Below are 21,353 nucleotides of genomic sequence, written 5' to 3' on the forward strand. Positions count from 1 at the left end.
GCGTGACTTCCATCAGCCGTAGTCTGCACGGCCGGCGCGACCTGCTCGCGCCGGCCGCTGCATTTCCGGACCGCTATCCCTGCCTGCTGCAGAGCGTGGTACGCGGCACGCCGCAGACCCGTTTCGACCTGCTCTTCGCCTTTCCCTGCGACAGCCTGACACTGCATGGCGACGGCCGCGTGGTGGACGCCGCAGGCGCCGTGCAGTCGCAGGGTTTCCTGCATGCGCTCGATGCCGCGTGGCAGGCCGAGCGCATTCCATGCGCCATGGATGATGGCCTGCCGTTCCATGGCGGATGGGTCCTGTTGCTCGCCTACGAACTGGCAGGGGAGATCGAACCGCGCTTGCGGCTGAGGCATTCGGACGTTCTACCCGTTGCGCTCGCACTCCGTTGCCCCGCGGCGGTCATCGTCGATCACGAGCGCGATTGCACCGTATTGGTCGCCGAGCCGGGGCACGAGGATCTGCTCGACCGCATGGCAGCGGACCTTGACGCTTCGCCGGTCATTCTGCCGCTGCCGTCGCCGCAGGTGCAGGGTGAGGACGACCCGTGCCGTTTTCTCGATGGCGTCGCGCGCATCCATGAGCACCTTCACGCGGGCGACATCTTCCAGGTCAACCTGTCGCGGGCGTGGCGGGCGCGCTACGCGGAGCCGCCGTCGCCGGCGTCCCTCTATGCCTCGCTGCGCGAAGCCAATCCGGCGCCGTTCGCGGGCCTGTTCCAGCAGCCTGGCTGGGCGGTGGTGAGCTCGTCGCCCGAGCGGCTCGTCGAGGTGCGCCGCGGCGTGGCGCAGACGCGCCCGATCGCCGGCACGCGTCCGCGTACGCCGGCGGACGACGAACTGGCGCGTATCCGCGAGTTGCGCACCCACCCCAAGGAGCGTGCCGAGCACGTCATGCTCATCGATCTGGAACGCAACGACCTGGGTCGCGTCTGCGTGCCGGGCACGGTGGAGGTGGACGAGCTGATGGTGGTGGAAAGCTATGCCCACGTGCATCACATCGTTTCCAACGTGCGCGGCCGGTTGCGCGCGGGCGTCACGCCTGGACAGGTGATCGCGGCGACGTTTCCCGGCGGCACCATCACCGGCTGCCCCAAGGTGCGCTGCATGGAGATCATCGCCGCCCTGGAAGACGCGCCGCGCGGCGCGTATACCGGTGCCATGGGCTACCTCGACCGTAATGGCGACCTGGACCTGAACATCCTCATCCGCACACTCACGCTGGCCGGCCGGGAAGTGAGCCTGCGCGCCGGTGCCGGCATCGTCGCCGATTCCGTGGCGGAGAAAGAACTGGACGAGACGCGGGCCAAGGCGCGCGGCCTGTTGCGGGCGCTGGGAGTGGCGGACGGATGACCGGCTCGTTCCGGGTGCTGGTCGATGGCGTCGAGGGCGGCGCACTGTCCCCGCTCGATCGCGGGCTCACCTATGGCGACGGTCTGTTCGAAACGATTCGCTTCGTTCAAGGCCGGGCTCCCTTGTGGGGTCGCCACATGCGGCGCCTTTCCGAAAGTTGCGGACGCCTGCGGCTGCCGGTTCCCGATCAGGCGCTGCTGGCGCAGGAGGCCACGGAACTCGCACGTGGGATGCCGGATGCGGTGGTGCGCATCGTCATCACCCGCGGCGTAGGCGAGCGCGGTTACGTGCTGCCGACGGCGCCGCGTCTTAGCCGCATCGTGGCGGCTTTCGCCGTTCCGGTGCCGCATGCCAGCGCCTACCGGGATGGCGTGCGGCTGCGCCTGTGCCGACTGCGGCTGGCGGAACAGCCGGCGCTGGCCGGCATGAAGCATCTCAATCGGCTGGAGCAGGTGCTGGCGCGGGCGGAGTGGGACGACCCGGCCATTGCCGATGGCGTACTCCTGGACGCTTCCGGGCGCGTCGTTTCTTCCACGATGGCCAACCTGTTCGCCGTGATCGGCGACCGGCTGGTCACGCCATCGCTGGATCGCTGCGGCGTGGCCGGCGTAGGGCGCGCCGAGGTGCTGGCCGCGCGCGACGTGGAGATCCGCGACTTGGCGCTGGACGAGCTGTTTCGTGCCAGTGAGCTTTTCCTCAGTTCGAGCGTCCGCGGCATCCTGCCGGTGCAGGCACTGGCCGATACCGTGTATGTTCCCGGACCGGTCACCCGCGCCCTGCAATCGCACTGGCGCGGCCTGGGTCTTCCGACGGAGCAGGCATGAGACGACGCACGATGCAGGGGCGCGCGCCATGGCGCGGCCTGATTCTTCTGGTGCTGCTGGCAGCCGCCGGTGCGCTGGCCTATGGCTGGCTCGGCTTCTCGCGTTTCAGCCAGTCGCCGCTCAGCGTGCAGGGAACGGGGCAGAGCATCGACGTCGGCCGCGGCAGCAGCCTGAAGGAGATCGTCGCCCAGCTGCGCGCGCAAGGCGTCACCAGCGCGCATCCGCTTTACTGGCGCCTGCTCGCCGAGCAGTTGCGCGTGGCCGGTCGGCTGCATGCCGGCGAGTACGCGCTCGCGCCGGGCATGACGCCGCGCGATCTGCTCTCCAACATGGCCGCCGGCAAGGTCGTGCAGCGCCATTTCACCATCGTCGACGGCTGGACCTTCCGCGAACTGCGCGATGCCCTGACCAAGGCCGACAAGCTGCGCCAGGACGGCGCCGCGCTCGACGACGCCGGTGTGATGGAGAAGATCGGCGCCGCCGGGGAAATGCCCGAAGGCCGCTTCCTGCCGGAAACCTATGCCTACGTGAAGGGCGATAGCGACCTGGACATTCTCCGGCGCGCGTACGCGGCGATGGCCAAGACGCTGGACTCGCTGTGGGCGCAGCGCGACAAGGATCTCCCGCTGGCCTCGCCATATGAGGCGCTGATCCTCGCTTCCATCGTGGAGAAGGAGACCGGCCGCGCCGACGAGCGTCCGCGCATCGCCGGCGTGTTCGTCCGCAGGCTACGCACGCACATGCTGCTGCAGACCGACCCCACCGTGATTTACGGCATGGGCGAGAGTTACGCCGGCAACATCCACCGAAGCGACCTGACCACGGATACGCCCTACAACACGTACACGCGGCCGGGCCTGCCGCCTACGCCGATCGCCCTTCCGGGCAGGCCGGCGCTGGAAGCTGCCTTGCATCCGGCCGAGGGCAGCGAGCTGTATTTCGTTTCGCGTGGCGACGGCAGCCACGTGTTCTCCAGCACACTGGAAGAACACAATCGCCATGTCGCGTGCTTTCAGTTGAAGCGGTGCCAATGAATCACGAACGTGGAAAGTTCATCAGCCTTGAAGGCGGCGAAGGCGCCGGCAAGAGCACATTGCTCGCCGGTCTGCGCGCCTGCATCGAGCGACATGGTGTCGACCTGGTATTGACGCGCGAGCCGGGCGGTACCGAACTCGGCGAGGCGGTGCGTGCCATCGTGCTCGACCCCGCGCGACGAAACATGGCGGCGGAGACCGAGCTGTTGCTGATGTTCGCCTCGCGCGCCCAGTTGGTCCGCGAAGTGATCGAACCGGCGCTGGCGGCGGGACGCTGGGTGCTGTGCGATCGCTTCACCGATGCCAGTTACGCCTATCAGGGCGGCGGCCGCGGCCAGCCGGCCGAACGGATCGCGGCGCTGGAGCAGTGGGCGACCGGCGGCTTGGCGCCGGACATCACCTTGCTGCTGGACCTGCCGGTCGCCACCGGCCGCGCACGCGCGGCCGGAAGAGGCGACGCGGACCGTATCGAAGTCGAGGCCGATGCGTTCTTCGAGCGCGTGCGCTCGGCTTATCGCGCGCGCGCCGCGGCGCATCCCGGGCGCTTCCGCCTGATCGACGCCAACGGCTCGCCGGCCGATGTCCTGCGCGCCGCGGAGGAAGCCATCGCTCACTTGTTCGGGGCCGCACCATGAGTCCGATGCCCTGGCATGCGGAGCATTGGGAGCGGCTGCAGGCGCGCCGGCGCCGCGATGCCATGCCGCACGCGCTGCTGCTGTGCGGTCCGGCGGGACTGGGCAAGCGCGACTTTCTGCGCCGCTTCGTGCGCGGCCTGCTGTGCGAACAGTCCGTGGAAGGCGAGGCCTGCGGCCGGTGCCGCAGCTGCCTGCTGCTCGACGCGGGCACGCACCCGGACCTGGTCATGCTCGGCCTCGGGTTGCGCAAGGACGGGGCGCAGCGCAGCGACATCGTGGTCGACCAGATCCGCGATCTCTCCGCGCGCTTGGCCATGGCCAGCCAGTTCGGCGGCTGGCAGGTCGCCTGCATCGATCCGGCCGATGCCATGAATACCGCGGCGGCGAACGCCTTGCTCAAGACCCTCGAGGAGCCTTCGCCGAACACCTTGCTCCTGCTCGTCGCCGATGCGCCCTGGCGCATGCCGCAGACCATCCGCAGCCGTTGCCAGCGCATCGAATTCCAGTTGCCTTCGCGCGAAGAGGCGCTGGCCTGGCTGCAGGCCGAAGGCGTGAAGGATGCGGCGGCCGCGCTGGACGCCGCCGGGGGCAATCCCGGCATGGCCAAGACCTGGGCGGTAGAAGGCGCGCTGGCTCGCCGCCAGGAAGTGCGCAAGGACCTCGTCGCGCTGGCCGCTGGCCGCGGCGAAACGATGGAAGTCGTGCGTCGGTGGCTGGACAACGAGCCGGAGCAGCGACTGTGGTTCGCGGCGCAGGCGGCTGCCGACGAAGCGCGTGGCCGAGCGGCGGCAGGCAGCGGACCGCTCGCCAGCCATCTGGATGCCGAGGCGCTGGATGACTGGTATCGCGCTGCGAATCAGACTCGCGACGCCCTGCGTGGTCCCCTGCGCGGCGACCTGCTGCTGCTCGAGCTGCTGTCGCGCTGGCGTTGACCTCCGTTCCGGGAAAGCTCGCAGACAGCCCGCTTTTTTAAGCTGGGCGGATGAGCTCGGGCAAGGAAAGAACCTTCACGGTCAGGTGGCCATGGCTGGCGCTGGCGCTTCTCGCCGCCATGCGCCTGGCATGGCTGAGCGCTTATCCGCTGAACTCCGACGAGGCGCAGCACGCGCACGTGGCGTGGGCGTGGACGCAGGGCCTGCGGCTCTATCGCGATGTCTTCGACAATCACGGCCCGCTCTTCAGCGGGCTGCACGCGCTGGTGCTGCGCGCGATCGGCGAACGCGCCGACGCGCTCGTCTGGCTGCGGCTGTCGATGCAGGCCTGGTATGCGCTTGCGCTGTACGCCGTGTGGCGGATGGGGCGCCGGCTCTATACGCCCAACATCGCGTTCTACGCCATGCTGATCGTGGCGCTGGTGCCACGCTTCTTCCTGGTGAGCGGCCAGTTCCGCACGGACGACATGTGGATGGCGCTGTGGCTGGCGGCCCTGGGCATGGTGGCCGGCGCGCCGCCGCGGGCCTGGCGCTGGTTCGTCGCCGGCGTGCTCGCGGGGGGCGCCCTGTCGGTGTCGCAGAAGACGCTGGTGCTGCTGTGCCTGGCCGTGCTCGCGGGCGTGGTGGTTTCCCTGGCGCGTCCGGCGGGCAGACGCAACCCGCCGTTCCGTTCCATCGCATGCGGCCTGGCGGGGTTGTTGCTGGTGCCGGCCTTGTTCACTGCGTGGCTTGCCTGGCGCGGGGATCTTGGGCCGGCCTGGTATGCGCTGGTCGGCTACAACGTCGGCGGTGCGCGCAAGGCTTATGCCTTGCCCAAGTTCGCACTCTTCCTGCTGCTTTCCGGCCTTTGCGTGCGCCTGGCGTACGGCCATGTCCGCCGCCTGGCGCGCGAGGTCTTCGACTGGCCCGTGTTTCTCGCCCTGCAAGCGGGCCTGTTCCTCCTGCTGGTCTGGTTCGTCTGGCCGCTGATCACGGCGCAGGATTTCCTGCCGGCGATTCCCCCGCTGGTGCTGGTGCTCTGCGGCGCCATCGCACGGCTGCCGTGGCTGCGGGAAAGCGCGTTGCGCCGCCGGATCCTGGCGAAGGCTGTCATCGGCATGGAATGCGTGGCGCTGGTCATGACGGCGCCGCCGTGGCTCGACCGCCTCGCCGAGCAGCGTGACGAGCTGGCTGCGGTTCTTCGCTATACCGACGCGGGGGACACGGTGATGGACGCGAAGGGCGACGCCATCTTCCGCCCCCGGCCGTACTTCCCCGTGATCGAAAGCATGGCGATGCTCCGCCTGCGCAGCGGGCACATGCCCGATACCATTGCCGAGGCGCTGGTGCAGCATCGCACCATGCTGGTGCTTCGCCGCCGCCTGCCGCCTGCCAGCGATACGTTCGTGGAGAACCATTACCTGCCGCTGGCCGGCGATGTCTGGATGGCCGGCATGTACCTGCGCCCGGAGCGCGGAACACGCGCCGTCGACCTCGCCTTGCCGGGCGACTATGTATTGACGGACGGCAAGCAGCGTCTGCGGGCTTCGATCGACGGCGGTGCCGTCAGTGACTCATGGAATCTCGGCGTGGGAAGACATCGGATTGACGTAAGCAACGATCACGCGCTGCTCCTGGTCTGGCGACAGGCCTGGGAGCGCGGCTGGCGACCGGCCGTGCTTCCGCCCCCGGCCGCTGGCGACGTCGGGGCAGGCGCATGCGAGTGACGATCGATGCGCGGACCCGTCTTCTGGTCATCGCGCCGCACCCCGACGACGAAACGATCGCCGCCGGCGAGCTGATCCAGCATGTGCGCTCGGCGGGCGGCACCGTCGACATTCTTTTGCTCACCCCAGGCGACAACAATCCCTGGCCACAGCGCTGGCTGGAGCGACGGCTCTGGGTTGGCCCCGCGGACCGGCGCCGCTGGGGGCTGCGCCGCAGGCAAGAGGTCGGGCGGGCGCTGGCACGGCTGGGCCTGCCGGAGGAGGCGCTCCATCCGCTCGAGCTGCCGGACCTAGGCGTGACCACGCAGCTGCGCGAAGACTTGCCGGGCCTGGTCCGCGCATGGAGCGCGCAGCTGGCCCGTTGCCGGCCGACGGTGGTTGCCCTGCCATCGCTCGCCGATGGGCATCCCGACCACAGCGCCGCCCACGTCCTGGCGCGGTTGGCGGTGGCCGAGGGAGCAGGGGAGACGCCGCTGCTGCTCAGCTACCTGGTGCATGGACGCCCGGAGGCTCGTGGCGAGCCTGTCGCGCTTGCCTCTACCGCTACCATGCACGACACCAAGCTGGCCGCGCTGGAGGAGCACCGCAGCCAGATGGCTCTCAGCGGCGGGCGCATGCGCCGGCTGGCGGATCGTCCCGAAGGTTTCCGCACGGTGGAGGCGGCGGACGGCTCCGGGGTGCTGCCATGGCAGCCGTCCGCGGCGATGCGCCCATGGCTCAAGCTGACCGTGGCCGATGGGGCAGGGGCGCGGACCTGGCCGTGGTCACGGGCGCCGCTGGCGCGCGAGCCGTCCGGAAGCTGGCGGCTCACGGAGCGCCCGCGTACGGCGGGACCCCGGTTCGCCAAGCTGCATGTCGATCTGCCGTCCTTGTGGATCTTCGATCACTGGGGATGGTGCGAGCTGTAGCCGATCGGCCGTGACCGGGCTCGCACCCCCGGGCCGCGCCGCTTTACGCCCGGCGGCGTCGCTCGCTAGGATGGCCCGCATCGGGCCGGCACCGTCCACGGCCCGCGGGGAACCAACATGAATCCGGCCATCGCGGCCCGACAGGGCATCATTTCGCTGAAGATCAAGGACACGGCCGCGCTCTACAACGCGTATATGCCGTTCCTCAAGCATGGCGGCCTGTTCGCCCCGACGGCCCAGAGCTATTCCCTCGGCGACGAAGTCGTGCTGCTGGTGAACCTGGCGGACGAGGGCGAGCGCCTTTCCGTGGCGGGTAAGGTGGTATGGGTGACGCCGATGGGAGCCCAGGGCAATCGCACCGCCGGCATCGGAGTGCAATTCAACGATTCCTCCGACGGCGAAGTGGCCCGCTCCCGCATCGAGGCCATCCTCGCGGGCATGAGCGGTTCGGAGCGGCCGACCCACACCATGTGACGTCATCCTCACGCCGCGAGGCGTTGACTCGACGTTTGCGGGCTTCGATATCCCTGGGCGAAAAGGCCTGCGGCAGGCCCAGCCGGGCCCTTTTCCAGGCTTGATGAAGTAACCGTCAAGGCTTGTTGTTGTTAAGCGCACTGATACAATGTCCCGATTCCCGAATTCAATCGTGGAAAGTCGGACGCTCGTGCCTGCAACGCGCGCGATCGTGGCTGGTTAGCCCACGGCCCCGAAAGGGCCAGCCGATCCCAGTAGCTGGACCGTTTTCCCCAGACGGTCACTGATGCGCCCCGACGGCGCGGAGGTACGTGACATCGTGCTTGCCGAATACTGGCCCATCCTGCTGTTCATCGGCGTCGCGACGGGCTTAGGGCTCGTCCTGCTGGCCATCGGCCTCCTGGCTGGTCCGCGCCGTCCCGAATCCGAAAAGCTCTCGCCGTACGAATGCGGCTTCGAGGCTTTCGAGGACGCCCGCATGCGCTTCGACGTGCGCTATTACCTGCTGGCGATTCTCTTCATCATCTTCGACCTGGAAATCGCCTTCCTTTTCCCGTGGGCGGTGGTCTTCGACAAGATCGGCATCGTCGCCCTCGTGGAGATGGCGCTGTTCCTGCTGCTCCTGGTCATCGGTTTCGCTTACGTGTGGAAGAAGGGAGCACTGGAATGGGAGTGATCTCCTCGCTCGACCGGGTGATGCACAACCCGCAGCCGCTGAACCTGGTGGATGACATTCTCCGCCCGGCGGGGGACAACCCCGTCATCCAGCGCGGCTTCGCCACCACTTCCGTCGACGCGCTGATGAACTGGGCGCGCACGGGCTCGATGTGGCCGATGACGTTCGGTCTCGCCTGCTGCGCGGTCGAGATGATGCATGCCGGCGCCGCGCGCCTGGACCTGGACCGCTACGGCGTGATCTTCCGTCCCAGCCCGCGCCAGTCCGACGTGATGATCGTGGCCGGCACCCTGGTCAACAAGATGGCTCCGGCGCTGCGCAAGGTCTACGACCAGATGCCTGATCCCAAGTGGGTGATCTCCATGGGTAGCTGCGCCAACGGCGGCGGCTATTACCACTACTCGTACTCGGTGGTGCGCGGCTGCGACCGCATCGTGCCGGTGGACATCTACGTGCCGGGCTGCCCGCCGACGGCCGAGGCCCTGATCCACGGCATCCTGCAGTTGCAGAAGAAGATCCGCCGCACCAGCACCATCGCGCGGTCCTGAGGCAGCAGCCATGAGCGAAACGCAAACGAACTCGCTGGCCGAGCGCCTGTCCGCGCGATTCGGCGACACGTTGAAGATCACGGTCGTCCGCACCGAAGTCACCGCCGAGGTGGCCGCGGCCGACCTGATCGCGGTAGCCACCGCGCTGCGCGACGAATCGGCCTTCCGCTTCGGCGAACTGGTCGACCTGTGCGGCATCGACTACCTGGGCTACGGCCAGACCGAGTGGGATACCGACACGGTGTCCGGCACCGGTTTCTCCCGTGGCGTGGAAGGCGAGGCCATGGGCCGCTTCAAGTGGGCCGACCGCCCGCGCGAAGTGAACCAGCCGCGCCGTTTCGCTGCCGTCATCCATCTGCTGTCGATCGAGAACAACCAGCGCCTGCGCCTGCGCGTGTTCTGCGAAGACGACACCCTGCCGGTGGTGCCCTCGGTGACCGGTGTGTGGGCTGGTTCGAACTGGTTCGAACGCGAGGCGTTCGACCTGTACGGCATCATCTTCGAAGGCCATCCGGACCTGCGCCGCATCCTCACCGACTACGGTTTCGTCGGCCATCCGTTCCGCAAGGACTTCCCGCTGATCGGCAACGTCGAGGTCCGTTACGACCCCGAGCAGAAGCGCGTGGTGTACGAACCCGTATCGATCGAGCCGCGCGTGCTGGTGCCGCGCGTGATCCGTGACGACGCCGACCTGTTGCAGGCCAAGGCCGAAGCCGCCGACAACTGGCGGGAGAACTGAGCATGCAGGAAATCCGCAACTACACGATGAACTTCGGCCCGCAGCATCCGGCCGCGCACGGTGTGCTGCGCCTGGTGCTGGAGATGGATGGCGAGACGATCGTCCGCGCCGACCCGCACGTAGGTCTGCTTCACCGCGGCACCGAAAAGCTGGCCGAATCCAAGCCGTTCAACCAGTCGATCGGCTACATGGATCGCCTGGACTACGTGTCCATGATGTGCAACGAGCACGCCTACGTGCGCGCCATCGAGACCCTGCTGGGCATCGAGGCACCGGAGCGTGCGCAGTACATCCGCACCATGTTCGACGAGATCACCCGCATCCTGAACCACCTGATGTGGATCGGTTCGAACGCGCTCGACCTGGGTGCGATGGCGGTGTTCCTGTACGCCTTCCGCGAGCGCGAAGAGCTCATGGACGTCTACGAGGCGGTTTCGGGCGCGCGCATGCACGCCACGTATTACCGTCCGGGCGGCGTCTACCGTGACCTGCCGGGAAAGATGTCGCAGTACCGCGAGTCGCCCTGGCACAAGGGCAAGGACCTCAAGCGCCTGAACTCGTGGCGCGAAGGTTCCATGCTCGACTTCCTCGACGCCTTTACCGCCGACTTCCCGTCGAAGGTGGACGAGTACGAGGAACTGCTCACCAATAACCGCATCTGGAAGCAGCGCACCGTCGGCATCGGCGTGATTTCGCCGGAACTGGCCCAGCAGTGGGGCATGACCGGCGCGATGATCCGCGGCTCGGGCGTGGCCTGGGACCTGCGCAAGAAGCAGCCCTACGCCAAGTACGCGGAGATGGATTTCGACATCCCGGTCGGCGTCAATGGCGACTGCTACGACCGTTACCTGGTGCGCGTGGAAGAGATGCGCCAGTCCAACCGCATCATCAAGCAGTGCGTGGAATGGCTGCGCGCCAACCCGGGCCCGGTGATGGTGGAAAACTTCAAGGTCGCGCCGCCCAAGCGCGAGGCCATGAAGGAGGACATGGAAGCGCTCATCCACCACTTCAAACTGTTCACCGAGGGCTACGGCGTGCCGGCCGGCGAGACCTATTGCGCGGTCGAGGCGCCCAAGGGCGAGTTTGGCTGCTACCTCGTCTCCGACGGCGCCAACAAGCCGTTCCGCGTGCACTTGCGCGCGCCGGGCTTTGCCCATCTGTCGTCGATCGATCCCATCGTGAGCGGCCACATGCTGGCCGACGTGGTGGCGATGATCGGCACCTATGACCTCGTGTTCGGCGAAGTCGATCGCTGAGCCGACGGGAGCATACGCATGAAAGCCACCGGAAATTACGAGCAGGTCAAGAACGTCGACCCGCTCGTCGAGCTCAATGACCACACCCGCCATCACATCGACGAGTGGGTCGCGAAATTCCCGCCGGACCGCAAGCGTTCCGCGCTGATCCAGGCGCTGTTCGCCGCCCAGGAGCAGAACCAGGGCTTCCTTACCGACGAGCTGATCACCGCCGTCGCCAAGTACCTCGAACTGCCCGCCGTGTGGGCATACGAGGTGGCCAGCTTCTATTCGATGCTGGAGACCAAGCCGGTCGGCCGCAACAACGTCGCCATCTGCACCAACATTTCCTGCTGGCTCAATGGTGCCGAGGAGCTGGTGAAGCACTGCGAGAAGAAGCTGGGCGTCAAGCTGGGCGAGAGCACGCCGGACGGCCGCGTCTATCTCAAGCGCGAAGAAGAGTGCATCGCCGCCTGCGCCTGCGCGCCGGCGATGACGGTCAATGGGCATTACCACGAGCGTCTCACGATCGAGAAGATCGATGAGATCCTCGACGGTCTCAAGTAAGGGCAGGGCGTCATGGCATACGGTCCGGCACCCAAGGAACACCAGGTCGTCTACACCACGCTGCATTTCGACAAGCCGTGGGCGATGGACAGTTACACCCAGGTCGGTGGCTACGAGGCGTGGAAGAAGATCCTCGCCGAGAAGCCCGACCCGAACGCGCTGATCGAAGAGATCAAGAAGAGCAATCTGCGCGGCCGCGGCGGCGCAGGCTTCCCAACCGGCCTGAAGTGGTCCTTCATGCCCAAGGGCAACATGCAGAAGTACATCCTCTGCAACTCCGACGAGTCGGAGCCGGGTACCTGCAAGGACCGCGACATCCTGCGCTTCAACCCGCATGCGGTGATCGAGGGCATGGCGATCGCCTGCTACTGCACCGGTTCCACCGCGGCGTACAACTACCTGCGCGGCGAGTTCCACCACGAGCCTTACGAGCATTTCGAAGAGGCGCTGAAGGAAGCCTACGCCGCCGGCCTGTTGGGCAAGAATATCCAGGGCACCGGCATTGACGTGGACATCTACGGCGCGCTCGGCGCCGGCGCCTACATCTGCGGCGAAGAAACCGCGCTGATGGAATCGCTGGAAGGCAAGAAGGGCCAGCCGCGCTTCAAGCCGCCGTTCCCCGCCAATTTCGGCCTGTACGGCAAGCCCTCGACCATCAACAACACCGAAACCTACGCCTCGGTACCGGCGATCCTGCGCAAGGGCGCGGACTGGTTCCTGGCGCAGAGCAAGACCAAGAACGGCGGCCCGAAGATCTTCTCGGTCTCCGGCTGCGTGCAGAAGGGCGGCAACTTCGAAGTGCCGCTGGGCACCACCTTCGACGAATTGCTGGAAATGGCCGGCGGCCTGCGTCCGGGCCGCAAGCTCAAGGGCGCGATCCCGGGCGGCGTATCCATGCCGGTGCTGCGAGCCGAGCAGCTGAAGGGTTTGCCGTTCGACTACGACACCTTGCGCGACCTCAAGACAGGCCTGGGCTCCGGCGCCATCGTGGTGCTGGACGACACCGTGTGCACCGTGCGCTTCACCCGCCGCATCTCGCAGTTCTTCCACAAGGAATCCTGCGGCCAGTGCACGCCGTGCCGCGAAGGCACCGGCTGGATGCACCGCGTGCTGACCCGCATCGTGGACGGGCAGGGCACGATGGAAGACCTGCATCGCCTGAAGGCCATCGCCGGCCAGATCGAAGGCCACACCATCTGCGCCTTCGGCGAAGCCGCGGCGTGGCCGGTGCAGGGCTTCCTGCGCCAGTTCTGGGATGAGTTCGAGTACTACATCGTCAATGGTCGGTCGATTGTCGACGACCAGATGGGAGTCGCTGCATGAGTGCGCAGCCAGTGAACAATACGCCGCCCGACCTGCTGAACGTCGAGATCGACGGCAAGCCCACGCAGATCCGCAAGGGCGCCATGATCATCGAGGCGGCGGACGCCATTGGCGTTGCCATCCCGCGCTTCTGCTACCACCGCAAGCTTCCCATTGCCGCCAACTGCCGCATGTGCCTGGTGGAAGTGGAGATGGGTGGCAAGCCGATGCCCAAGCCGCAGCCGGCCTGTGCCACGCCGGTGGCCGAGGGCATGAAGGTCACCACCCGTTCCGCCGGCGCGCTGAAGTTCCAGCGCGACGTGATGGAGTTCCTGCTGATCAACCATCCGCTGGACTGCCCGATCTGCGACCAGGGTGGCGAGTGCGAGCTGCAGGACGTGGCCCTGGGCTATGGCCGCAGCGTGTCGCGCTACACCGAGCGCAAGCGCACCATCGCGGACGAGAACCTCGGCCCGCTGGTTGCCACCGAGATGACCCGCTGCATCCAGTGCACGCGCTGCGTGCGCTTCACCAGCGAGATCGCCGGCACGTACGAGCTCGGTGGGATGAGCCGTGGCGACAACCTGCAGATCGGCACGTACATCGGCAAGGCGCTCGAGACCGAGCTGTCGGGCAATGTGATCGACGTGTGCCCGGTCGGTGCGCTCACCAACAAGCCGTTCCAGTTCAAGGCGCGCGCCTGGGAGCTGGTCGCCAAGCCGTCCGTGGCCTACCACGACGCGCTCGGTTCCAATCTGTGGCTGCACACCCGCCGCGGCGAAGTGCTGCGCACCGTGCCGCGCGACAACGAGTCGATCAACGAGTGCTGGCTGTCCGACCGCGACCGCTACAGCCACCAGGGCATGTATGCGGCCGACCGCATCACCGCGCCGCAGGTCAAGCGCAACGGCCAGTGGCAGTCGACCACCTGGGAAGATGCGCTGAGCGTCGCCGGCGAAGCGCTGGCCAAGGCGAGCGGCGATCTCGGCTTCCTGGTTTCGCCCGCCACTACCAATGAGGAAGGCGACCTGCTGGTACGCCTGGCCCATGGCCTGGGCAGCGCGCATATCGACCACCGCCTGCGCCAGACCGACTTCGCCGACCAGGCCCACGCCCAGGCGTTCGGCCTGCCGGTGGCCGAGGTCGACAAGGTCAAGGCCGCGCTGCTGGTCGGTTCGGACCTGCGCTACGAAATGCCGCTCCTCAACCACCGCGTGCACCAGGCGGTGAAGAAAGGCGCCAAGGTCTACGCCGTGAACCCGGCGCGCTTCAACTTCAACTACCCGCTCGCCGGCGAAGAAATCGTCGCGCCGCAGGCCATGGTCGACGCGCTGCTGGCGCTGGCGAAGGCGGCGGTGCAGGGCGGCGCCACCGCACCGGCCGCGCTCGCTTCCGCCATCGACGCCGTGCAGGCCGACGAGGGCGATCGCGGTGCGATCGAAGCGCTCAAGGCCGGCAAGGCCGTAGTGATCCTCGGCGAAGCCGCGGCGACGCATTCGCAGGCCTCATGGCTGCGTGCGCTCGCGCGCTTCATCGCCCAGGCCACCGGCGCCGGCTACAACGAACTGCCGGTCGGCGCCAACGCGCTGGGTCTGAGCAGCGTTGGCGTGCTGCCGGGCCAGGGCGGCCTTGACGCGCAGGCAATGCTGGCGCAGCCGCGCAAGGCCTACGTGCTGTACGGCGTGGAACTGCCGCACGACGTCGCTGATGGCGGCGCCGCGATGCAGGCGCTGACCGGCGCCGAAAGCGTGGTCGCGTTCTCCGCTTACGCCACGCCGACGCTGCGCGATCTGGCCGATGTGATTCTGCCGATCGCGCTGCTGCCGGAAATCGACGGCACCCTGGTCAACGTCGATGGCCTCGCGCAGAGCGTGGTGCAGGGCGCCCGCGCTCCCGGCGACGCCCGTCCGGGCTGGAAGGTGCTGCGTGCGCTCGGCGGCGGCCTGAAGCTGGCCGGCTTCGAGTTCGACGATCTGGCCGGCCTGCGCGACGGCATCGTCGACCGCGCTCCCGTCGTGCGCGATGGTCTGGCGCCGCGCGCCTCGGCCGATGGCCTGACCCGTCTGGCCACCTGGCCGATGTACCGCTCCGATGCCGTGCTGCGTCGCGCGAGCGCGCTCGGCGCCCATCCGCTGAACCGCGAGCCGGCGGTGCGCCTGAGCCCGGCTGAAGCGCAGCGCCAGGGTCTGGCCGACGGCGCTTCGGTGCACGTCGGCAAGGTCACGCTGCCGGTGGCGATCGACGAGTCGGTGCCGGACGGCACCGCCTGGATCGAAGCCGCGCACGAACTCACCGCCACGCTGCCGCCTTACGGCGCGGCCATCACCTTGAGCAAGGCGTAAGCCATGGGCGAACAGATCCTCAACCAGCTCGTCTGGCCGGTCATCTACATCCTGTGCATCGCCGTTCCGGTGATCCTGGCGGTGGCGATGTTCGTGTACTGGGAGCGCAAGGTCATCGGCTGGATGCACGTGCGCATGGGGCCGAACAAGGTCGGTCCCCTGGGCCTGCTGCAGGCCTTCGCGGACGTAGTCAAGCTGCTGATCAAGGAAGTGATCCTTCCCAGCAACGCGAACAAGTTCCTGTACTACCTGGCGCCGCTGCTGGCCCTGGTGCCGGCGTTCGCGGCGTGGGCGGTGATTCCATTCAACGACAAGCTGGTGCTGGCCAACGTCAACGCGGGTGTGCTGTACCTGCTGGCGATGACCTCGCTGGGCGTGTACGGCATCATCCTGGCGGGCTGGGCTTCCAACTCGCGCTACGCGCTGCTCGGTGCGATGCGTTCGGCGGCGCAGGTGATCTCCTACGAACTGGCCATGGGCCTGTGCCTAGTCTGTGTGCTGGTGCTGGCCGGCAGCCTGAACCTGACCGACATCGTGCATGCGCAGGCGGGCGGCAAGGGCTTCCTCGAGTGGTTCATGTGGCCGTTGCTGCCGGTGTTCGTCATCTACTTCATTTCCGGTGTCGCCGAGACCAACCGCGCGCCGTTCGACGTGGCGGAAGGCGAGTCCGAGATCGTCGCCGGTTTCCACGTGGAGTACTCCGGCTCGGCGTTCGCGATCTTCTTCCTGGCCGAATACGCCAACATGATCCTGGTCAGCTTCCTGGCCTCGATCCTGTTCATGGGCGGCTGGCTGTCGCCGTTCCCGCCCTCGTGGGGCTGGATCGGGCAGGGCAGCTTCTTCTGGCTGTTCATCAAGGCCTTCGCCTTCGCCTTCCTGTTCCTGTGGTTCCGCGCCAGCTTCCCGCGCTACCGCTACGACCAGATCATGCGTCTGGGCTGGAAGGTGTTCATTCCCATCACCATCGTCTGGGTCCTCGTCGCCGGCTGCATGAAGTACTTCGGCTGGGTCAGCATCGGCACGGGAGGCTGAAGAAAAACCATGTCCGGCATTACCAACTACTTCAAGAGCCTCCTGCTCATCGAGCTGGTCAAGGGTATGAGCTTGACCATGCGCTACATGTTCAGCCCCAAGTACACGATGCGCTACCCGATGGAGCACATCCCCAAGTCGAACCGCTTCCGCGGTCTGCATGCGCTGCGCCGCTACCCCAACGGCGAAGAGCGTTGCATCGCGTGCAAGCTGTGCGAGGCGGTGTGCCCGGCGCTGGCAATCACCATCGACTCCGCGCCTCGCGAGAGCGACGGTCAGCGCCGTACCACGCGCTATGACATCGACCTGTTCAAGTGCATCTTCTGCGGTTTCTGCGAGGAGAGCTGCCCGGTGGACTCGATCGTCGAGACGCATGTGCACGAATACCACTTCGAGAAGCGTGGCGAGAACGTCGTGACCAAGCCGCAGCTGCTCGCCATTGGCGACCGCTTCGAGCAAGACGTCGCCGCCGCTCGCGCTCAAGACGCCGCGTATCGCTAAAGGACACAACCGTGATCGATCCGTCTGTGTTCCAACTCGTCTGTTTCTACGCGTTCGCGGCGGTCACCGTCGTCGCGGCCCTGGGCGTCATCACGCTGCGCAACTCGGTGCATGCCGTGCTCTCGCTGGTGCTGACCTTCTTCAGCACGGCCTGCATCTGGCTGCTGGCCGAGGCGGAGTTCCTCGCCATCGCGCTCATCGTCGTCTACGTCGGCGCGGTGATGGTGCTGTTCCTGTTCGTGGTGATGATGCTCGACATCAAGCAGGAGCAGGTCCGCGAAGGCTTCATCCGCTACCTGCCCGTGGGCATCGTGGTGGCCTTGGTGATGCTGGTCGAGATGCTGGCCCTGATCGGCGTGCGCACCATGCACGAGGCCGTGATGGGCGCCAACCCCGCTACCGCCGCTGGCCTGTCCAACACCGAATGGCTGGGCCAGGCCCTTTACACGAAGTTCCTGCTGCCGTTCGAAATCGCGGCGCTGATCCTGACCGTGGGCGTGGTCGCCGCCGTGGCGCTGACCCTACGCCACCGCGGCGGCGTGCGCCACCAGTCGGCCTCGCAGCAGGTCGCGGTCAAGGCCAGCGATCGCGTCCGCATCATCAAGATGGCGGCGGAACGCCCGGACCAGGCCACGAACCAGGAGACCACGCCATGATCACGCTTTCGCACTTCATCGTGCTTGGCGCGGTGCTGTTCTGCATCGCGGTGGCCAGCCTGTTCATCAATCGCAAGAACGTCATCGTGCTGCTGATGTCGATCGAGCTGATGCTGCTGGCCGTGAACATCAACTTCGTGGCTTTCTCGCGCTTTCTCGGCGACGTGGCCGGCCAGGTGTTCGTGTTCTTCATCCTTACCGTGGCCGCGGCGGAAACCGCCATTGGCCTGGCGATCCTGGTCCTGCTGTTCCGCAACCGCAGCACGATCAACATCGCCGAAATCGACAGCATGAAGGGCTGAGCCGATGGGAATCTCCACCTCCATTCTGCTGATCATCGCGCTGGCGCCGCTGGTCGGTTGTTTGCTCGCCGGCTTCCTCGGCCGGTTCATCGGGCGCGCGGGCGCGCACAGCGCCACCATCCTCGGCGTGGCCATTTCCTGTGGCCTGTCGATGTACGTGCTGTATCAGTTGAGCACGGGCGCCGTGCCGGTCTACAACCAGAACATCTACACCTGGTTCGAGATCGGCAAGTACACGGCCAGCGTCGGCTTCCTGATCGACAAGCTCTCCGCCATGATGATGGTGGTAGTTACCTTCGTATCGCTGCTGGTGCATATCTACACCATCGGCTATATGGCGGATGACGACGGCTACCAGCGCTTCTTCAGCTACATCTCGCTGTTCACCTTCTCGATGTTGATGCTCGTGATGAGCAACAACTTCATGCAGCTGTTCTTCGGCTGGGAGGCGGTGGGCCTGGTCTCGTATCTGCTGATCGGTTTCTGGTTCAAGCGCCCGACGGCGATCTTCGCCAACCTCAAGGCATTCCTGGTCAACCGCGTCGGCGATTTCGGCTTCCTGCTCGGCATCGCGGCGATCCTGTATTTCCTGGGTACGCTGGACTACTCGACCGCGTTCGCCAACGCGCCGACCCTGGTCGGCAAGACTCTGCAGATCACCCAGAACCACGCCTGGGATGCCGCCACCGTGATCGGCGTGCTGCTGTTCATCGGTGCGATGGGCAAGTCGGCCCAGGTGCCGCTGCACGTGTGGCTGCCGGACTCGATGGAAGGTCCGACTCCCATCTCGGCGCTGATCCACGCGGCCACGATGGTGACCGCGGGCATTTTCATGGTCGCCCGCATGTCGCCGATCTTCGAGCTGTCGGAGGGCGCGCTGAGCTTCATCATGGTGATCGGCGCTACCGGCGCGCTGTTCACCGGCCTGATCGGCATCGTGCAGAACGACATTAAGCGCGTGGTGGCGTATTCCACGCTGTCGCAGCTGGGCTACATGACCGTGGCGCTGGGCGTCTCGGCGTACTCCGGCGCGGTGTTCCACCTGATGACCCACGCCTTCTTCAAGGCGCTGCTGTTCCTGGGTGCGGGCTCGGTGATCATTGCCATGCATCATGAGCAGGACATGCGCTATATGGGCGGCCTGCGCAAGTACATGCCGGTCACCTGGATCACCATGTGGATCGGTTCGCTGGCGCTGTGCGGCGTACCGTTCTTCGCGGGCTTCTACTCCAAGGACGCCATCATCGAGGCGGTGGGCGAGTCACATCGCTGGGGCGCGCAGTACGCTTACGCCTGCGTGCTGATCGGCGCTTTCGTGACCGCCTTGTACACGTTCCGCCAGATGTACCTGACCTTCCATGGCAAGGAGCGCTTCACCGTCGTTGCCGACCACGGCCATGGCCACGGTCATCATGACGACCACCACGACGAGCATCACGACGATCACGGCCACCATGAGCCGGGCGTGCTGCACCATGCGCCGAAGGAGTCGCCCTGGGTGGTGACGCTGCCGCTGGTGCTGCTGGCGATTCCGTCCGTGGTGATCGGTGCCATCGGCATCAAGTCGATGCTCTACGGCGGTTGGTTCGGCGGTGCCATCCACGTCAACGAGGCCAACGATGTGCTGGCCGAACTCGGCCATGAGTTCCACGGCTGGATGGCCATGGCGCTGCACGGCTTCACCCAGTGGCCGTTCTTCCTGGTGCTGGCGGCGTTCATCATCCAGACCTACATCTACCTGTTCAATCCGGCCGTCGCCGACAAGATCAAGAGCGCAGTCAAGCCGCTGTGGACCATCCTCGACCGCAAGTACTGGATCGACGACGTCTACTTCGCAGTGTTCGCCAAGGGCGGCGTCAAGCTCGGCCGGGCGCTGTGGAAGGGCGGTGACGCGGCCGTGATCGATGGCGCGCTGGTGAACGGCTCGGCCTCGCTGGTCCAGCGCATCGCCGGCGTGGTCCGGGCGCTGCAGTCCGGCTACCTCTATCACTATGCCTTCGCGATGATCCTCGGCCTGATCCTGCTGCTCGGCGGGTATTGGCTGGTCGGGCAATAAGGGAACCCAGCTCCATGTTCAATCACTTGCTCAGCCTGCTGATCTGGCTCCCGATCGTCGGTGCCATCCCCGTGCTGCTGGCCGGCTCCGGCCGACCGAATGCCGCGCGGTGGATCTCGCTGCTGGTGGCCGTGCTCACCTTCGTGCTCAGCCTGTTCCTGCTGCCGCAGTACAACGCGGCGGATAGCGCCAAGCAGCTCGGTGAGAGCCATATGTGGATCGCCTCGCTCGGCGTCCACTACAGCCTTGCGGTGGACGGCATCTCCGTCGCCCTGATCCTGCTGACCACTTTCGTCGGCATCCTGGTCATCGTGGGCGCCTGGGAAGTCATCCAGAACAAGCCGCACCAATACATGGCCGCCATGCTGGTGCTCGAAGGCCTGATGATCGGCGTGTTCTGCGCGACGGACGCATTGCTGTTCTACGTGTTCTTCGAGGCCATGCTGATCCCGATGTTCATCCTCATCGGCATCTGGGGTGGTCCGCGCCGCGTCTATGCGACGCTGAAGTTCTTCATCTATACGTTCCTGGGCTCCATCTTCATGCTGGTGGGCCTGATCTACCTGTACCTGAAGGCGGGCTCGTTCGACCTGCAGACCCTGGCGGCGCTGCCGCTGACTATGCAGGAGCAGACCTGGCTGTTCTTCGCCTTCCTCGCCGCCTTCGCGGTGAAGGTGCCGATGGTGCCGGTGCACACCTGGTTACCGGATGCACACGTGGAGGCGCCGACCGGCGGCTCCGTGGTGCTGGCCGCGGTGATGCTGAAGATCGGCGGATACGGTTTCCTGCGCTTCTCGCTGCCGATCGTGCCGGATGCGTCTGAGGCCTATGCCTGGCTGGTGATCGGCCTAAGCCTGATCGCGGTGGTCTACATCGGCTACATCGCGCTCGTGCAGGACGACATGAAGAAGCTGGTGGCGTATTCGTCCGTGGCGCACATGGGCTTCGTCACCCTGGGCATCTTCATCGCCTTCATGCTGGTGCGCGGCGCCGGCAACGTCGATGCCGCCAAGCTCGGCATGCAGGGCGCGATGGTGCAGATGATTTCGCACGGCTTCGTATCGGGCGCGATGTTCTCCTGCATCGGCGTGCTGTACGACCGCTTGCATACTCGCCAGATCAAGGACTACGGCGGCGTCATCAACGTGATGCCGTGGTTCGGCTTCTTCTACGTGCTGTTCGCCATGGCCAATAGCGGCCTGCCGGGCACCAGCGGCTTCGTCGGCGAGTTCCAGGTGATCCTGGCCAGTTTCCAGGCCAATCCGTGGATCGCGCTGTTCGCTGCCTTCACCCTGATCATCGGCGCGGCCTATACCCTGTGGATGGTCAAGCGCGTGCTGTGGGGCGAAGTGACCAATCCGCACGTAGCCGAGATGAAGGACATCAATGGCCGCGAGGCTTTCGTGCTGATCGCCTTCGCCGCGGCCGTCATCGCCCTGGGCGTCTGGCCGCAGCCGCTGGTCCATCTGATGGACAGCTCCGTCACGCAGCTGGTGCAGCAGCTTGGCAACCACAAGATCTGAGAATGA

At 66.4% G+C, this 21,353-nt stretch carries 21 protein-coding genes; all 21 read left to right on the top strand.

From position 1 onward, the window contains the following. The first annotated feature begins 2 nt into the window (after positions 1-2). The gene (locus tag RKE25_RS10270; RefSeq protein WP_311842120.1) at positions 3-1,355 is read left to right on the top strand and encodes an aminodeoxychorismate synthase component I; all 1,353 of its coding nucleotides are present in this window, start codon (positions 3-5) and stop codon (positions 1,353-1,355) included. Further along, a complete protein-coding gene (gene pabC / locus RKE25_RS10275; protein WP_311842121.1) occupies positions 1,352-2,179 on the top strand; it encodes an aminodeoxychorismate lyase in 828 nt (275 codons plus the stop codon). The genes RKE25_RS10270 and pabC overlap by 4 nt, the downstream gene beginning before the upstream one ends. Then, the gene (mltG, locus tag RKE25_RS10280) at positions 2,176-3,213 is read left to right on the top strand and encodes an endolytic transglycosylase MltG (RefSeq protein ID WP_311842122.1); all 1,038 of its coding nucleotides are present in this window, start codon (positions 2,176-2,178) and stop codon (positions 3,211-3,213) included. The genes pabC and mltG overlap by 4 nt, the downstream gene beginning before the upstream one ends. After that, positions 3,210-3,848: a dTMP kinase gene (gene tmk, locus RKE25_RS10285; RefSeq protein WP_311842123.1), complete on the top strand. Its 639-nt coding sequence runs from the start codon at positions 3,210-3,212 to the stop codon at positions 3,846-3,848. The genes mltG and tmk overlap by 4 nt, the downstream gene beginning before the upstream one ends. Next, positions 3,845-4,780 (top strand): DNA polymerase III subunit delta', encoded by a 936-nt coding sequence (gene holB, locus RKE25_RS10290; RefSeq protein WP_311842124.1) that lies wholly within the window; start codon positions 3,845-3,847, stop codon positions 4,778-4,780. Before tmk ends, holB begins: the two co-directional genes overlap by 4 nt. A gap of 50 nt (positions 4,781-4,830) precedes the next feature. After that, on the top strand, positions 4,831-6,486 hold the full coding sequence (locus RKE25_RS10295) for a glycosyltransferase family 39 protein (protein ID WP_311842125.1): 1,656 nt from the start codon (positions 4,831-4,833) through the stop codon (positions 6,484-6,486). After that, positions 6,477-7,394 (top strand): PIG-L family deacetylase, encoded by a 918-nt coding sequence (locus RKE25_RS10300; protein WP_311842126.1) that lies wholly within the window; start codon positions 6,477-6,479, stop codon positions 7,392-7,394. Before RKE25_RS10295 ends, RKE25_RS10300 begins: the two co-directional genes overlap by 10 nt. Before the next feature lie 117 nt (positions 7,395-7,511). Next, positions 7,512-7,868: a PilZ domain-containing protein gene (locus RKE25_RS10305; RefSeq protein ID WP_311842127.1), complete on the top strand. Its 357-nt coding sequence runs from the start codon at positions 7,512-7,514 to the stop codon at positions 7,866-7,868. Between the two features lie 319 nt (positions 7,869-8,187). Next, a complete protein-coding gene (locus RKE25_RS10310) occupies positions 8,188-8,544 on the top strand; it encodes an NADH-quinone oxidoreductase subunit A (RefSeq protein ID WP_311842376.1) in 357 nt (118 codons plus the stop codon). Next, positions 8,535-9,092 carry an NADH-quinone oxidoreductase subunit B gene (locus RKE25_RS10315; RefSeq protein WP_090451468.1) on the top strand — a complete coding sequence of 186 codons (558 nt, stop codon included), beginning with the start codon at positions 8,535-8,537 and terminating at the stop codon, positions 9,090-9,092. The genes RKE25_RS10310 and RKE25_RS10315 overlap by 10 nt, the downstream gene beginning before the upstream one ends. Before the next feature lie 10 nt (positions 9,093-9,102). After that, on the top strand, positions 9,103-9,831 hold the full coding sequence (locus RKE25_RS10320; protein WP_311842128.1) for an NADH-quinone oxidoreductase subunit C: 729 nt from the start codon (positions 9,103-9,105) through the stop codon (positions 9,829-9,831). Positions 9,832-9,833: 2 nt separating this feature from the next. After that, entirely contained in the window at positions 9,834-11,087 is a 1,254-nt protein-coding gene (locus RKE25_RS10325; protein WP_311842129.1) for an NADH-quinone oxidoreductase subunit D, read from the top strand. An 18-nt stretch (positions 11,088-11,105) separates the two neighbouring features. After that, positions 11,106-11,633, top strand: a complete 528-nt coding sequence (nuoE, locus tag RKE25_RS10330; RefSeq protein ID WP_311842130.1) for an NADH-quinone oxidoreductase subunit NuoE — start codon at positions 11,106-11,108, stop codon at positions 11,631-11,633. 12 nt (positions 11,634-11,645) lie between these two features. Beyond that, the gene (gene nuoF, locus RKE25_RS10335; RefSeq protein ID WP_311842131.1) at positions 11,646-12,956 is read left to right on the top strand and encodes an NADH-quinone oxidoreductase subunit NuoF; all 1,311 of its coding nucleotides are present in this window, start codon (positions 11,646-11,648) and stop codon (positions 12,954-12,956) included. After that, on the top strand, positions 12,953-15,277 hold the full coding sequence (gene nuoG / locus RKE25_RS10340) for an NADH-quinone oxidoreductase subunit NuoG (RefSeq protein ID WP_311842132.1): 2,325 nt from the start codon (positions 12,953-12,955) through the stop codon (positions 15,275-15,277). Before nuoF ends, nuoG begins: the two co-directional genes overlap by 4 nt. A gap of 3 nt (positions 15,278-15,280) precedes the next feature. Further along, positions 15,281-16,309 carry an NADH-quinone oxidoreductase subunit NuoH gene (gene nuoH / locus RKE25_RS10345; RefSeq protein WP_311842133.1) on the top strand — a complete coding sequence of 343 codons (1,029 nt, stop codon included), beginning with the start codon at positions 15,281-15,283 and terminating at the stop codon, positions 16,307-16,309. 9 nt (positions 16,310-16,318) lie between these two features. Then, complete coding sequence (gene nuoI, locus RKE25_RS10350) at positions 16,319-16,810, top strand: NADH-quinone oxidoreductase subunit NuoI (protein ID WP_311842134.1); 492 nt, start codon at positions 16,319-16,321, stop codon at positions 16,808-16,810. A gap of 14 nt (positions 16,811-16,824) precedes the next feature. Then, positions 16,825-17,466, top strand: coding sequence for an NADH-quinone oxidoreductase subunit J (locus tag RKE25_RS10355; RefSeq protein ID WP_311842377.1), 642 nt, complete (start codon positions 16,825-16,827; stop codon positions 17,464-17,466). After that, positions 17,463-17,768 (top strand): NADH-quinone oxidoreductase subunit NuoK, encoded by a 306-nt coding sequence (gene nuoK, locus RKE25_RS10360; protein WP_026634431.1) that lies wholly within the window; start codon positions 17,463-17,465, stop codon positions 17,766-17,768. The genes RKE25_RS10355 and nuoK overlap by 4 nt, the downstream gene beginning before the upstream one ends. Before the next feature lie 4 nt (positions 17,769-17,772). Beyond that, positions 17,773-19,824, top strand: coding sequence for an NADH-quinone oxidoreductase subunit L (nuoL, locus tag RKE25_RS10365; RefSeq protein ID WP_311842135.1), 2,052 nt, complete (start codon positions 17,773-17,775; stop codon positions 19,822-19,824). A gap of 14 nt (positions 19,825-19,838) precedes the next feature. After that, positions 19,839-21,347 (top strand): NADH-quinone oxidoreductase subunit M, encoded by a 1,509-nt coding sequence (locus RKE25_RS10370; protein WP_311842136.1) that lies wholly within the window; start codon positions 19,839-19,841, stop codon positions 21,345-21,347. Positions 21,348-21,353 lie beyond the last annotated feature (6 nt).

The sequence above is a fragment of the Dyella sp. BiH032 genome (assembly GCF_031954525.1).
GTDB lineage: Bacteria > Pseudomonadota > Gammaproteobacteria > Xanthomonadales > Rhodanobacteraceae > Dyella_D.